Genomic DNA, 14,065 nt, shown 5'->3' with positions numbered 1-14,065 from the left:
GGAGTGGGAGTGCCCCCGGACGGGCGAGCGATATGCCGAGCACGCCGAGCACGCCGAGGAGGGCGCGCCCGGCGCTGCCGGGCCGGCCGTCACGCTCCGCGAGGCGCCGCCCATGAAGTGACGCAGCGTAGAAGACGCAGCCCTCGCGTCCGCCGAAACCGTAGGCAATACGGGTGATTTGTACGCAAATCATGCAAGACGGTGGCCCGAACCGGGTCCACATACAGGCGAATCTGCCGGGGGAACCGGAGGGCACATCCGCCATGCAACGGCTGCGAAAAGACATGATTCCGGCTGCCAAACCCGTGATCGGCAACGACGAGGTCGCCGCCGCCGTGCGGGTGCTGCGCGACGGCCGCGTGGTGCAGGGCCCCGAAGTGGCGGCGTTCGAGGAGGAGTTCGCCGCGCTGGTCGAGGGCCGCCAGTGCGTCGCCGTGAACTCGGGCACCTCCGCGCTGCACCTGGCGCTGCTGGCGCTCGGCATCGGGCCGGGCGACGAGGTGGTCGTCCCCTCGTTCTCGTTCGCCGCGACGGCCAACGCGGTGCGGCTGGCCGGTGCCGAACCCGTCTTCGCCGAGATCGACCCGGAGACCTTCTGCCTCGACCCGGACGCCGCTGCCGAGGCCGTCGGGCCGCGTACGGCGGCGCTGATGCCGGTGCATCTGTACGGCCATCCGGCGCCGATGGGCCGGCTGACCCAGCTGGCGCAGCGGCACGGGCTGGCCGTCGTCGAGGACGCCTGCCAGGCGCACGCGGCGGCGCTGCACGGGCGCCCGGTGGGCACCTTCGGGGACGCGGCGTGCTTCAGCTTCTACCCGACCAAGAACATGCACACCCTGGAGGGCGGCCTCGTCGCGGTGCCGGACGGTCAGCGGGCCCGCACCCTGCGACTGCTGCGCAACCAGGGCATGGAGCAGCGGTACGAGAACGAGATCGTCGGCGCCAACATGCGGATGACCGACCTGGCGGCCGCCATCGGACGGGTGCAGCTGGAGCGGCTGCCGGAGTGGACCGAGCAGCGCCGTACCAACGCCAAGGCGCTCGACGCGGGCCTGACCGGCGGGCTGGTCACCCCGCGGGCAGCCGACGGCGCCCGGCACGTCTACCACCAGTACACGGTGCGGGTGCCCGGCGGCGCGGCCGTACGGGACGCGGTGCAGCGCGAGTTGCAGGCCGCCGGCGTGGGGTGCGCCGTCTACTACCCGACGCCCATCCACCGGCTGAAGCCCTACGCGCAGGCGGGCGCCGAGCTGCCGGTCACCGACCAGGCCGCGGCCGAAGTGCTCTCCCTCCCCGTGCACCCCTCGCTCACCCCGGGCGACCTGGACCGGATCGTGGCGGCCGCCAACAGCGCGGCGAGCAAGGCGGGAGCGGCCTGATGACGGCGACGAGGACGGACATCATCGAAGCGGCGACGGCGGTCGCCGCCACCACCCCGGTGGCCCCCACGGCGAGCGCCCCCAAGACCGCCGACGCGCCCCGGCCGGCGCACGGACCGGGCAGCGGGTTCACTCCCGTAACGGCCGAGCAGTCCGCCGCCGAGCGGCGGCGTGCGGGGCGGCGGCTGCGCGCAGGGCTGATCGGGCTCGGCGCGATGGGGCGGAACCACGCGCGGATCCTCTCCTCGCTGGAGGGCGTGGAGTTCGTCGCCGCGGTCGATCCGGCGGGCGATCCGCACGGCTGTGTGCCCCCGATGCTCGGCGTACCGGTGCTGCGCGAGGTGGCGGACCTGCTGGCGCTGGGCGTCGACTACGCGGTCGTCGCCTGCCCGACCGGGCTGCACGAGGAGGTCGGCCTGCAGCTGGCAGCGCACGATGTGTGTGCCCTCATCGAGAAGCCGCTGGCGCACACGCCGCAGGCGGCGCGGCGGCTGGTGCACGCCTTCGAGGAGCGCGGCCTGGTGGCGGGGGTCGGCCATGTGGAGCGGTTCAACCCGGCGCTCCAGCAGCTGCGCACCCGCCTGGAGGCGGGGGAGCTGGGGGAGGTCTTCCAGGTGGTCACCCGCCGCCAGGGGCCCTTTCCGCACCGGATCGCCGACGTCGGTGTGGTCAAGGACCTGGCCACCCACGACATCGACCTGACCAGCTGGATCACCGGACGGGCCTACGCCTCGCTGTCGGCACGCACCGTCTCCAAGAGCGGCCGGGAGCACGAGGACATGGTCGCGGTCGTCGGCTCGCTGACCGACGGCACGATGGTCAGCCACCTGGTGAACTGGCTCAGCCCGCTCAAGGAGCGGTTCACCGCCGTCACCGGGGAGCGCGGCTGCTTCGTCGCCGACACCCTCACGGCGGATCTGACCTTCCACGCCAACGGCGCCGTCGCCACCGAGTGGGAGGCGCTGCGCGCCTTCCGCGGCGTGGCCGAGGGTGACACCGTGCGCTACGCCTTCCCCAAGCGCGAGCCGCTGGTCGTCGAGCACGAGCGGTTCCGCGACGCCGTGCGGGACGGCATCGGCGAGGGCTGCGGCATCGTCACGGCCCGGGAGGGACTGCGGACGGTGCAGGTGTCGGCCGCGGTGCTGGAGTCGGCACGGCGGGCGGCCACTGCGAAGGAGTCCGGCACTTCCAGGGAGACGGGCGCCGCCAAGGAGCCGGGTGCCCCCCAGGAGACCGGCGCCCCCATGGAGACCGGCGCCCCCAAGGAGCGGGTCGCTCACCCGGGCCCCGCCGCCCACAGTGAGCCGGCCGAGCCCATGGCGCCCGCCGGAACCGCCACCGCCGTCCGCACACCGGCCCCGGCCGTCGTCCCCGAACGTGACCCGTCGGCCCCCACCATCGCGGAGCACCCGGCATGAAGCAGACGCACCGCCTCGTCCGGCGCCGTACGGCGCGCGGCAGCAACGTCCCGGAAGCGCCCGGCGCGGCCGAAGGCCGGATGGGCGAGAGCGCCGCGCGCACGGGCGAGGAGCACCCCCGGGGCAGGCCGCGGCTGGCGGTCGTGGTCGGCAACACCATCACCGGCGACTCGCGGGTGCAGAAGACCGCGATTGCCGCTGCCCGGGCAGGCTGGGACGTGACGCTGGTGGGCCGCAGCCCCTCCAAGCGGCGCGAGGAGTCGGTGCTCGGGCCTGTCCGCGTCATCAAGGTGCCGGTCTCGGCGCATATGCGTGCCGTCGTCGCGGCCGGGCGCCGCCGCCCCCAACTGCGCAGCCGTCTCACCCAGTTGGGGCTGCCCGACGACTCGGCCTGGCTGCGGGCACGCGCCGCGCACGCCGCGTGGGTGCGTGAGCAGACGGCGCGCGTCGGCTGGCTGAGCGCCCCCGCGGGCGGGCGGCCCGCGCCGGAGGGGCTGCGTACGCCCGAGCCGCGGACGGCCGCGCTCGCCCGGCAGCTGGCCAGGGAGGCGCTGCGCGGCTGGGTGCGGGCGCGCCGCTACGCACACAAGGGACGCGGGCGCGTCTACAAGTGGGAGCGCCGCCGGGTCGCCGGAGCGCCGCAGCCGACCGGCGACTGGCGTACCGACTGGCCCGAACTCCTCGACATCGACCTGGCCTTCGGCCCGGTCATCGAGGAGATCGAGCCGGACGTCATCCACGCCAACGACCACCTGATGATCGCCGTCGGCGCGCGCAGCGCTGCCCGGCTGCGCGCCCGCGGACTGGCCACCCGCTGGCTGTACGACGCCCACGAGTACGTACGTGGCGTCCAGTGGCCGGACGCGGTGCGGGCCGGCGCCTTCCCCGGCGTGGAGGAGGAGTTCATCGGCAGGGCAGACGCCGTGGTCACCGTCTCCGAGGAACTGGCCGGCATCCTGCGGGAGGCGTACGCGCTGCCCGCGCAGCCGCTGGTCGTCGCCAACGCGCCGGTGCGCGAGGCCGTCAGCGCCGGTGCGGGCGAGGGCGTCTCGGTGCGGGACGCCTGCGGGCTGAGCCCCGATGTGCCGCTGCTCGTCTACGCCGGGTGGATCGGGCCCGAGCGCGGGCTGGACACCGCCGTCGAGGGGCTGGCCGAACTGCCGCACGCCCACCTCGCGCTGGTCGCCGGCAAGGAGAACGCCACCCTCCAGGGGCTGCTCGCCCGCGCCGAGGAGCTGGGCGTACGGCAGCGGGTGCATGTGGTGCCCTATGTGCCGCAGGAGCAGGTGCCCGACTATCTCTCCTCGGCCGACCTCGGGCTGATCTGCTTCCGGCACGTGCCCAACTGCGAGATCTCGCTGCCCACCAAGGCGGCCGAGTATCTGCACGCCGGGCTGCCGATGATCACCAGCGGGGTGCGGACCCTGCGCGGCTTCGTGGAACGCACCGGCGTCGGCGAGGTGTTCGTCACCGAGGACGTCCCCTCCTTCGTCGCCGCGGTGCAGCGCGGGCTGGCCAAGCGCGATGCCCTGGCGGCACGGATCACCGAGCCGCTGCGGCAGGAGCTGTCCTGGGAGCAGCAGTCCGCCGGGCTGCTGGACCTCTACAAGCGCCTCGCTGGACCCGCGGCCGCCGCCCGGCTCGCGCCGCGCAGCGTGCCCTGGTCGGCCTCCGAGCAGCCGGGTCTTGGCGCGTCCGGCCGGGCCCACCACGCGCCCGCGGCCCGTGACGCCATGCCGTCCGGATGGCGGTCGCTGGGCAGCACCCCGGTGCGGCTCGGGCTGGGCTGCGCCAACTCGGCGGGGCAGCTGGCCGGGTTCGCGCGGGCGCTGTGCGAGCGGCGCCAGGACCTGTCGGCCGAGGTCGTGATGCACACCCACGACCAGAGCGTCATCTACCCGGCCGACATCTACGCCATCGGCGAGCGCACCGGCGACCTGGGCTTCCAGCTCGACCGTGCGCGCCGGGTGCTGGGCTCCTACACCCACTACCTCGCCGACTCCTTCACCCCGGCGCTGGGCCGGCTCAACGGCGGCCACATCCAGGACGACCTGCCCTCCCTGTCAGCCGCCGGGATCAAGGTGGCGCTGCTCGCGCACGGCAGCGACGTACGCGACCCGCACCGCCACATGGCCCGCTACGAGCACTCCCTCTTCCACGCCGCCGACGAGAAGATCCTCCAGGCGCTGGCCCGCAAGAGCGCCCGCAACCGGCGGATGGCGGCGCAGAGCGGGCTGCCCCAGTTCGTGACGACGCCCGATCTGCTGGAGGAGCTGCCCGGCGCACGCTGGGCGCCGCTGGTGGTCGACGTGGACAGCTGGGCGAGCGAGCGGCCTCCGCTGGAGCGGGCCCGCCCGGTGGTGGTGCACGCGCCCTCCAAACGGTGGACCAAGGGCACCGAGCAGGTGGTGCCGGTGCTGGAGGAGATGGACCGGCGCGGACTGATCGAGTTCCGCATGGTGACCGGCGTGCCCTGGATCGAGGTGCAGGAGCTGGTCAAGGAGGCGGACATCGTCGTCGACCAGTTCGCGGTCGGCACCTACGGCACCTTCGCCTGCGAGGGGATGGCAGCGGGCAGACCCGTCATCGCCTTCCTGGACGAGCGGCTGCACCGGTCCGTCGGCATCCGCCCGCCCATCGTCAACGCCACCCCCGCCACGCTGCGCGGCGCCCTGGAGTCGCTGCTGGACGACCGGGACTCCGCGATGCGGACGGCGCAGGAGTCCGCCGAATACGTCCGCACCTACCACGACGGCACCTACACCGCCGATGTGCTGGACGGCTTCCTGCGCTGAGCGGGCGCTCGCCCGGGCAGCCGACAACAGAAAGGGACACCTGTGGAGTTCGACGCCGACGAGCCGGAGCGCGGCCGGATCGTGATGCTGGTGTGCAACGGGGTGGTGGGCGACTCCCGGGTGCAGAAGACGGCACGCTCGGCCGCGGCAGCCGGGTGGGAGGTGACGCTGCTGGGCCGCTCGCCGGACGGCCGGTCCGCCTCGTGGCGGATCGGCGGCGCTGAGGTGCGGCTGCTGCCCGTATACACACCGCTGGCCCAGCCGCCGCGCACCTCCCGCCGCCCGCTGCTGCGCAGACCGCTCGCCTACCGGCCGGGTACCGCTGCCTACCGCGTACAGCGCGTCAAGGCGTGGCGGGACGAGTTGCGCACCCGCCGCGCCGAACTGGCGCTGGGATCCCCCGCGTCCGGCGGCTCCGGCGTCTGTGCCGCCTCCGCGGCGTCCCCCGGTTCCGCCGCCACGGCTGCCGCCGTCGAGCCCGCCGACCGTGCCGCCACGGCTGCCTCCGAGGCGCGCCGCGCCGTCGCCGGGCGCCTCGCCGCGCCCCGTACCGCAGCCGCGCGCCTCGCCCTCCCCCGTGCCGCCGCGCGGCTCGCGCAGCGCTGGGTGGGGTTCCGTAAGCGGCAGCTCGACGCGGGTCTCAGGCAGCGCGGCTCCGGCCCGCTGGACCGTGCCGCCGCCGCCTTCTGGCGGCGCGCGCTGCGGGAGCGCTGCTGGCGCGTGCTGTGGCCGAGCCTCTACGACTTCGAGCTGGCCTACGGCCGGGTCGTGGACGAGCTGCGGCCCGACATCATCCACGCCAACGACTTCCGGATGGTGGGCGTCGGGGCCCGCGCCAAGATCCGCGCCATGGCCGAGGGACGGCCGGTGAAGCTGGTGTGGGACGCACATGAGTTCCTGCCCGGGGTGCGGCCGTGGACCAACGACGTGCGCTGGCTGCCGGCCCATGTCGCGCACGAGCGCGAGTACGTGCCGTACGCCGACGCCGCCGTCACCGTCTCGCGGACCGCCGCCGCGCTGCTGCGCCGCAGCCACGGGCTGGCCGAGGACCCGGCCGTCGTCCTCAACGCACCAGAGGCGCACACCTCAGCGGCCGGCACGCCCGAGGACGAGGCCCCCAGCCTGCGCGCCCTGTGCGGCATCGACGCCGGCACCCCGCTGGTCGTCTACAGCGGCGCCGCGGCCCCGCAGCGCGGCCTGGCCACGATGGTGGAGGCGCTGCCCGGACTGCCAGGCGTGCACACGGCGCTGGTCGTGGGCAAGCCCGCCTCCGGCTACGTACGCGAACTGCGCGCCCGCGCCGCCGAGCTGGGGGTGGCGGACCGGCTGCATGTGCTGCCGTACGTGCCCTACCAGCAGGTGGTGCCCTTCCTCGCGGAGGCGGACGTGGGCGCGATCCCGCTGCACCACTGGCCGAACCACGAGATCGCGCTGATCACCAAGTTCTTCGAGTACGCGCACGCCAGGCTGCCGCTGGTGGTCAGCGACGTCGAGACGATGGCCGCCACCACGCTGGAGACCGGCCAGGGCGTGGTCTTCCGCGCCGAGGACACCGCCGACTACGCACGCGCCGTACGCGCGATCCTCGACGAGCCGCAGCGCTACCGCGCGGTCTACGAACGGCCCGGCCTGCTGGAGCAGTGGACCTGGGAGACACAGGCCCGCACGCTCGACCGGATCTACAGCCGGCTGCTCCAGGCAGCAGCACTGGAACGCCCGGAGCAGCACAACCAGCCAGAAGGAGACGGGAATGCGGATCTGTGTGGTGGCACTCGGGAAGATCGGGCTGCCACTGGCCGTCCAGTTCGCGGCCAAGGGACACCGCGTGACGGGCGCGGACACCGACGCACGCGTGGTCGCGAGCGTCAACGGCAAAGTGGCGCCGTTCCCGGGTGAGGCGGGGCTGGAGGAACGGCTGGCCGCCTCGGTGGAGGCGGGGCTGCTGACGGCGACGACGGACACCACGGAAGCCGTCGCCGACGCGGAGGCCGTCGTCGTGGTCGTACCGCTGTTCGTGGACGAGCGCGGCACGCCCGACTTCCGGGCGATGGACGCGGCGACCCGGGCGATCGCCGCCGGGCTGCGTCCCGGCGCCCTCGTCAGCTACGAGACCACCCTCCCGGTCGGCACCACCCGCGACCGCTTCGCGCCGCTGCTGGCCGAGGGCTCGGGGATGCTGCCCGAGCGGGACTTCTCGCTGGTCTTCTCGCCCGAACGGGTCCTCACCGGGCGGGTCTTCGCCGATCTGCGCCGCTACCCCAAGCTGGTCGGCGGCATCGGTCCGCACTCGGCCAAGGACGGGGTGCGCTTCTACGAGTCCGTACTGGACTTCGACGTACGCGAGGAGCTGCCCAGGCCCAACGGCGTGTGGGACCTCGGCTCGGCGGAGGCCGCCGAGCTGGCGAAGCTGGCCGAGACCACCTACCGGGACGTCAACATCGCGCTGGCCAACCAGTTCGCCCGGTTCGCCGACCGGTCCGGGATCGATGTCGAGGCCGTCATCGACGCCTGCAACACCCAGCCCTACAGCCACATCCACCGCCCGGGCATCGCGGTGGGCGGCCACTGCATCCCCGTCTATCCGCAGATGTATCTGTGGAACGACCCGGACGCCGCCGTCGTACGCGCAGCACGCGAGACCAACCTGGCCATGCCCGGACACGCCGTCGACCTGCTCGCCGACGCCTACGGCGACCTGCGCGGGGCCGAGGTGCTGGTGCTGGGCGCCGCCTACCGGGGCGGGGTGAAGGAGACCGCGTTCTCCGGCGTCTTCGACACGGTGGCGGCGCTGCGCGCTCGGGGCGCACGCGCGTACGTCTCCGACCCGCTCTTCGAGCCGCACGAGCTGGCCGACTTGGGGCTGCGTCCGCATACTGGCCGGTCGGTATCCGCGGCGGTGGTGCAGACGGATCACGCGGTCTACCGCGAACTGTCCGCCGACCAACTGCCCGGTGTACGGGTGCTGGTCGACGGCCGCCGGATCACCGACCCGGCGCTGTGGGCGGGGGTGCGGCGGGTGGTCGTCGGGGACGGCATCGGCCGGGGAGTGGTGCGCGCATGACCACCGCCTCCGGCGCCCCTCCGCGGCCCGACGTCAGCGTCGTCGTCTCCGTCTACAACACGATGCCCTACCTCACCCGCTGTCTGACCTCCCTCGTCGAGCAGACGATCGGGGAACGGCGGATGGAGGTGATCGCCGTGGACGACGGCTCCACCGACGGCAGCGCCGAGGAGATCGCACGCTTCGCCGCGCTGTACCCCGGCCTGTTCACCACCGTGCGGCAGCCCAACTCGGGCGGCCCCGCCGCCCCCTGCAACCGGGGCCTGGAGCTGGCCGCAGGGCGCTACGTCTTCTTCCTCGGCGCCGACGACCACCTCTCGCCCGAGGCCCTGGAGCGCATGGTGACCATGGCCGACGACTGCCGCTCGGACGTGCTGCTGTGCAAGATGGTGCCCGTCGGTGAACGCACCGTACCCACCGGAGTGTTCAGCCGCTCCTCACCCGCCATCCGGCTGGTCGGCGACGGGCTGCCGTGGGCGCTGTCCAACACCAAGCTCTTCCGCCGCTCACTGATCGAGCGGCACGGCATCCGCTACGACGAGACCATGCCCGCCTTCAGCGACCAGCCGTTCGTACTGGAGGCATGCGTACGCGCTGCGCGGATCTCCGTGCTGGCCGACAAGCCGCACTACTTCGCCGTCCGCCGCGCCGACTCCAGCAACATCACCTACCAGGCCCCGCCCCCGGTACGGCTCCGCTGCACCGAGCGCCTCTTCGAGACCACCTGCCGCCACCTCGCCCCCGGCCCGCTGCGCGACGCCTTCCACAAGCGCCACTTCCACGTCGAGATCTTCCAGCTCTTCGGCGCGGACTTCCCCGCTCTCCCGGAGGACGTACGGGAGACGGTCTGTACGGGCGCAGCCCGGCTGATCGGCGCCCACGGCGACGGCGTACTGGAACGCCTGGATCCAGGGCGCCGCCGCACACTTGAACTCGCCTGGCGCGGCGACATCCCCTCCCTCTGCGCGGAAATCGCCCGCGACCCGGCCCGCACCCCCCGCCCTCCGAAGCTCGGCCGCTTCCCCGCGGTACGCAAGCTGATGACGGCGATGCTGGGCTGAGACCGCTCCGCACTGCCGGTCTCCACCGCCGGTCGCTACTGCCAGGTTGCGGTGTCGGGGTCGATGCCGTGAGCGCGTGCGCTGGCGTCGACGATCTGACGGAACCAGGTGGCGAGGCCGGTGCGGATGCCGTCGTAGTGGGCGGCGAACCCCGGATCGGCCTCAAACATGCGGCCGAGACAGACCTGCATCTGCCTGGTGAGCGGAAAGTACGAGGCAAAAACTTCGCGGTGCCGCTCGACGAGTTGATTCGCTTCCGGACTGCCAGGTGTGACACCGGCGTCCATCGCATCCCCGAGCGCGCCGTCGAAGCCGGCAACGGCGTCGGTGATGGCCTGCCATTCCTCCGGCCCGCGAGAGGCCGAGCGTTCGGCGTACTGCCGCCATTGCGCCGTGTCTCCGTAACGCTGACGTGCCTGCGCTGCCCAGTCCGGATCCCACTGGGGGCCGAAGATCGCGGCCTGCTGCTCGACGGTCAGCAGCAGGCCGCGCTCATGGGCGTCGATCATCCGGTCCAGCCCGTCGCTGAGCTGCCGGAGCCGTTCGATCCGCTCCGCAACCTGGGCGCGCTGCGCACGCAACGCGCCGGGCACGTCCGCGGTCGAGTCGTCCAGGACGGCCCGAATCCTGTCCAGGCCGAGACCGACCTCACGGTAGACGACGATGCGGTGCAGGCGTTCCAGATCACCGGCGGTGTAGAGCCGGTACCCGGCAGCCGTGCGCAGCGACGGCCGCGCCAGACCGATCTCGTCCCAGTGGTGCAGCGCGCGGACCGTCACGCCCAGCCGCGCCGAGGCCTGACCGACCGTCAGGCCATCGGCGTCACCGGCATCAGGCCGGTGGGGTGATCCCGACTGCTGCAAGGTCCCGTGCCTCCTGACTGGCCGGATCAAAGGGCTTCGCCGCAGTGAAGACGATCCGTGCGTTCTCCGGGGTGATCACCGTCACATCGCGGGTGGTCCACGGGGTGTCCCGTGGACCCTCGACCGAGTCCGGGCGCAGCGCCCGACAGTCCTCGACAAGGGAATCGATCTGGCTGAGCACGCACGAGAAACTGACGCTCATCGCCGGGGCCTCCTCCGGAACGCTCGCCGCCGGGACGAGCAGTACGTCCTGGAACGCCCACCTGCGCAGATGCACCACACTGCCGGGAATGCTGAACAGCTCGATGAAGCCGAGCCCACGAACCCAGAAGTCCACCGACTCCGCCAGATCGCCCGTGGGGATCGTCACGAACGCGGGCATCCCATAGATGCCGCGAAACGGCTCCGGCGGAACCGCATCCGGGCCGGGGGTGGGCACGGGGCTCATCTCGAACGCGTTGTAGTAGTCGCTCATGCACGCCACTCTCCTGCCTCACGCACCGTGAGGGTCAAGCCGAACCGTGGACAAGCGTGATGCCCTTCAGGGCTTGAGGAGTCGGCTGTCGAACCCGGCGCGTAGGAGGCGCTGATAGGCGGCACGGATGTGCTCCGGCACCTCCTGCTCGATGGCGAACCCGAGCTTCGGGTACTCGATCACCCGTTGCAGGTCGCCGACGAGCATGTCGACGACGAGCTTCTCGTCACCGATGGACTTGACGTAGTCGTCCAGCTCAAGAGGTTCGGATGCGCACACGACATCGACCTCGGGCCACACCTTGCGGCACGTCGCATAGGCCCGGCGCTCCATGTACGGCTTCGAGATCAAGAGCACGGAATCGACCTCTACGGCGGCCTCCCGAAGCACCTCGCGGGAGAACGCGATGTTCTGACCGGTGTTTCCGGCCCTGGGCTCCACGAGAATCGCCTCGCCCGGCACACCGAGCTCCAGCGCGCGCTCCCGGTAGTGGACCGCCTCGCCGCGCGGGAAGCAGGCAGCGGTCGTCGGGCTGTTCCCACCGCTGAACACGAGCACCGGGAACAGGCCGGTGCGGTACAGGTCGGCCGCAGTGGTGGCGACCCCGAGATCGTGACTGCCGAGACCGATCGCCGCCGAGCAGCGGCGCGGCTCGTGTCCCATTTGGTGGTAGCCCCACATCAGCCTGGCGTCGTTCCACTGCTCGTCGGTGATGGCGGCGTCGGCGGGTCTGGTCACACGCTGTCCAGGGTGTCCTGCTGGACGGCTGTGATGAAGGACGCCCATGCCGAGGTCGGGAAGGTGAGCGCGGGGCCGTGGGGGTCCTTGCTGTCGCGGACGGGGACGGTGCCGGTGTTGATGTAAGCCGGTGCCCACTCAAGGCAGTTGTAGCCCCCGTCGCCGCTGTAACTTGACTTCACCCACACTGTGTGGCCAGGGGTGGTGCTCATGTTGGTAGTGCCTCCATGACGGAACGGATGAATGCTGCCGAGTCGGATGGCGACAGAGCACATTTGCTGAGTCGATCGTAGCGGCGCTGGTGTGCTGCGACGGTGTTCGGATCCTCCAGCAGCATGCCGGTAGAGATGCCCTCTTCGTAGGCCACTTTGGTGCCGTTGTCGAGGGTCAGCAGGGTCAGTGAGCCGCCGACCAGGGCATGTCCCCCAAGCTCGAAGGGGACAACCTGAATCACGGTCGTTCGTGTGAACGTCAGCTCAGCGAGGCGGGCCAATTGCGCCTGCATCGCTTCTGGACCGCCGAAGCCCCGTCGTAGCGCTGCCTCGTCGAGGATCAGTGAGAGATCCGGCGCATCGTCGGCCTGCAACCGGACTTGTCGACTCATGCGTGCCGTGACCAGGTTCTCGATTTCCTCCCGTGTCGCTCTCGGGTTGAAGGTCTCGAACTGCGCGCGGGCGTAGTCCTCGGTCTGCACGAGTCCTGGCACCATCTGGCCGATGTACTCCTCGATGAGCCGTGCTCGGGCCTCCAAGCCCATACGGAGCCGGAACTCGTCATCGTGAATCTCCTTGCCCGCGAGCACGAACAGCTCTTCGAAGATCCCGTCCGTCCCGAAGGCCGCATCCAGCATGGGCGGTAGGGACGGGGGCGGCATCGCTTCGGCTGTCTCGATGCGGGACAGGTGGCTGCGGCTGACGTTCACCACGTCTGACAGGCCGTCAAGACTCATGCCGGCCCGCTCACGATGGGTGCGCATCTTGGCGCCGAAGAGGTGTCGGGCGCCCCGGTCGGGGGTCAGTTCTCGTGGCCGTGCTGGCATCGTGCGCCTCCGTTCTCCCCAGGTGGCGCCGGGGAGATCAAACCCTCGTTCTCGCCGCGACCCAGGGCAACACTTGGAACACGCAAGGTAATTGATCCAGCGGAGGGAACGCAGGTGAACGACTGGAACGGTGCGGCGGGGGCGACGCCGGAGGAGAAGATCAGCAGTGCTGAGGCAGCGCATGACGAGTTGAAGGAGGCCCTCGCGGCGGCGGGGGTGAGGTTGCCGTCGCTGTCGGTCGACGTGGTCTCCTACGCCGGGTGGGCCTCGCCCGCACTGATCGAGTTGGGGTGCTGCAACGTGGCGACGGCCCGGGCGCTTGCTGCCGCGTTGCGGTCCGGGGCGGGAGAGGGAGAGGGATGAGCGGGGGCTCGCGGCAGTCCTCGGAGCAGCAGGACGGGCAACGGCGCCGTACGACCGCTGAATTGGGTGAGCACGCGGAGCGGTTGGGGCGGCAGATCGATGAGCACTTGGAGGGCCTGGGTCGCCGCCCTTCTCGAACCACCCCTCCCCGCCCACCGTCACCGGCTTAACCAGTGACGAAAAAAGCCTCCCCCCGCCGCAGGCGGCAAACGGCTGACTACTTCTCCCACACGGGTACCGACGGCAGGCCGAGACGTGCGCGGGCACGGTCGGTGAGTTCCTGAACCAGCGCCGTCTTGGCTCTCGCGTACTCACCCGGCCCCGTGCCGGCGGCGACAATCGCCCGCTTGAGCTGCGCGTATGTGGCCGCGTCCGCCGGATGGGCGCGGAGGTGGTCCCGGAAGATCCGCTGGTTTCGAGTGGGCCAGCTCTCCAGGGTCACCACATGCAGGGTGTGGCTGCGGACCCCGCCCTCCGCACGGACGTACAGCAGCCGGTCCGTCATTCCGTTGTCGTGCGGCTGGTAGCCGAGGCCGGCGAGCGCCGCCCGGTGGGCCGGAGCGTGCGCGAGGTCGTGGACGGCGGCCATCAGGTCGATGACAGGCTTGGCCGCCAAGCCGGGGACAGCGGTGGAGCCGATGTGCTCGATCTCCGCGAACAGCCCCGGCACCGCTGCCCGGAGAGCAGCGATCTCGGCAGCGGCCTGCCGGGGCCAGTCCGGGTCGTAGTCGGCTATGTGGATGCGGCTGGGCTCTGGCACAGCCGTCATCCTGTCCCATCCGGGTCAGCTGAGGGGTTCCGGTTGTGCGGGGTCCAGATCGAAAGGGGCGGGCGCCGTGGCCTCGGCCTCTTGCGGGGTGGGGGGTCGGTGGC

12 protein-coding genes and 1 pseudogene are annotated in these 14,065 nt (G+C 72.0%); 7 read left to right on the top strand and 6 right to left on the bottom strand.

What is annotated here, in order from left to right; translation table 11 throughout:
• Positions 1–263: 263 nt before the first annotated feature.
• The 6 genes and pseudogenes from ITI46_RS28845 (at position 264) to ITI46_RS28820 (ending at position 9,714) form a co-directional block, all read left to right on the top strand.
• A complete protein-coding gene (locus ITI46_RS28845) occupies positions 264–1,379 on the top strand; it encodes a DegT/DnrJ/EryC1/StrS family aminotransferase (RefSeq protein WP_209242858.1) in 1,116 nt (371 codons plus the stop codon).
• A pseudogene (locus ITI46_RS28840) lies at positions 1,379–2,560 on the top strand (Gfo/Idh/MocA family oxidoreductase); the annotation flags it as partial. The gene ITI46_RS28845 and the pseudogene ITI46_RS28840, both read left to right, overlap by 1 nt.
• Before the next feature lie 233 nt (positions 2,561–2,793).
• Positions 2,794–5,592 (top strand): glycosyltransferase, encoded by a 2,799-nt coding sequence (locus ITI46_RS28835; RefSeq protein ID WP_209242857.1) that lies wholly within the window; start codon positions 2,794–2,796, stop codon positions 5,590–5,592.
• 84 nt (positions 5,593–5,676) lie between these two features.
• The gene (locus ITI46_RS28830; protein ID WP_247746752.1) at positions 5,677–7,488 is read left to right on the top strand and encodes a glycosyltransferase family 4 protein; all 1,812 of its coding nucleotides are present in this window, start codon (positions 5,677–5,679) and stop codon (positions 7,486–7,488) included.
• Positions 7,373–8,653 carry a nucleotide sugar dehydrogenase gene (locus tag ITI46_RS28825; protein WP_307808365.1) on the top strand — a complete coding sequence of 427 codons (1,281 nt, stop codon included), beginning with the start codon at positions 7,373–7,375 and terminating at the stop codon, positions 8,651–8,653. Before ITI46_RS28830 ends, ITI46_RS28825 begins: the two co-directional genes overlap by 116 nt.
• Positions 8,650–9,714, top strand: a complete 1,065-nt coding sequence (locus ITI46_RS28820) for a glycosyltransferase family 2 protein (protein ID WP_209242855.1) — start codon at positions 8,650–8,652, stop codon at positions 9,712–9,714. Before ITI46_RS28825 ends, ITI46_RS28820 begins: the two co-directional genes overlap by 4 nt.
• A 35-nt stretch (positions 9,715–9,749) precedes the next feature.
• Here ITI46_RS28820 and ITI46_RS28815 read toward each other — a convergent pair whose 3' ends face one another.
• The 5 genes from ITI46_RS28815 to ITI46_RS28795 all read right to left on the bottom strand — a co-directional run bounded on the left by ITI46_RS28815 (position 9,750) and on the right by ITI46_RS28795 (position 12,829).
• Entirely contained in the window at positions 9,750–10,577 is an 828-nt protein-coding gene (locus ITI46_RS28815; protein WP_209242854.1) for a MerR family transcriptional regulator, read from the bottom strand.
• Positions 10,546–11,052, bottom strand: coding sequence for a VOC family protein (locus tag ITI46_RS28810; protein WP_209242853.1), 507 nt, complete (start codon positions 11,050–11,052; stop codon positions 10,546–10,548). Before ITI46_RS28810 ends, ITI46_RS28815 begins: the two co-directional genes overlap by 32 nt.
• Before the next feature lie 66 nt (positions 11,053–11,118).
• The gene (locus ITI46_RS28805; RefSeq protein ID WP_247746750.1) at positions 11,119–11,733 is read right to left on the bottom strand and encodes a YdcF family protein; all 615 of its coding nucleotides are present in this window, start codon (positions 11,731–11,733) and stop codon (positions 11,119–11,121) included.
• Positions 11,734–11,786: 53 nt separating this feature from the next.
• The gene (locus tag ITI46_RS28800; protein ID WP_209242851.1) at positions 11,787–12,002 is read right to left on the bottom strand and encodes a DUF397 domain-containing protein; all 216 of its coding nucleotides are present in this window, start codon (positions 12,000–12,002) and stop codon (positions 11,787–11,789) included.
• Positions 11,999–12,829, bottom strand: a complete 831-nt coding sequence (locus tag ITI46_RS28795; protein WP_209242850.1) for a helix-turn-helix domain-containing protein — start codon at positions 12,827–12,829, stop codon at positions 11,999–12,001. The genes ITI46_RS28800 and ITI46_RS28795 overlap by 4 nt, the downstream gene beginning before the upstream one ends.
• A 114-nt stretch (positions 12,830–12,943) precedes the next feature.
• Here ITI46_RS28795 and ITI46_RS28790 point away from each other — a divergent pair, with 114 nt between their 5' ends.
• Positions 12,944–13,192 (top strand): hypothetical protein, encoded by a 249-nt coding sequence (locus ITI46_RS28790; protein WP_247746753.1) that lies wholly within the window; start codon positions 12,944–12,946, stop codon positions 13,190–13,192.
• Positions 13,193–13,409: 217 nt separating this feature from the next.
• Here the strand turns inward: ITI46_RS28790 and ITI46_RS28785 are convergent, their stop codons facing one another.
• Positions 13,410–13,952: a GrpB family protein gene (locus tag ITI46_RS28785; protein ID WP_307808364.1), complete on the bottom strand. Its 543-nt coding sequence runs from the start codon at positions 13,950–13,952 to the stop codon at positions 13,410–13,412.
• Positions 13,953–14,065 lie beyond the last annotated feature (113 nt).

Source organism: Streptomyces oryzae (genome assembly GCF_017676365.1).
In the GTDB taxonomy this organism is placed as follows: Bacteria; Actinomycetota; Actinomycetes; order Streptomycetales; family Streptomycetaceae; genus Streptomyces; species Streptomyces oryzae.
The sequence above is the reverse complement of the archived record's forward strand: the minus strand, read 5'-3'. Positions and strand labels throughout refer to the sequence as shown.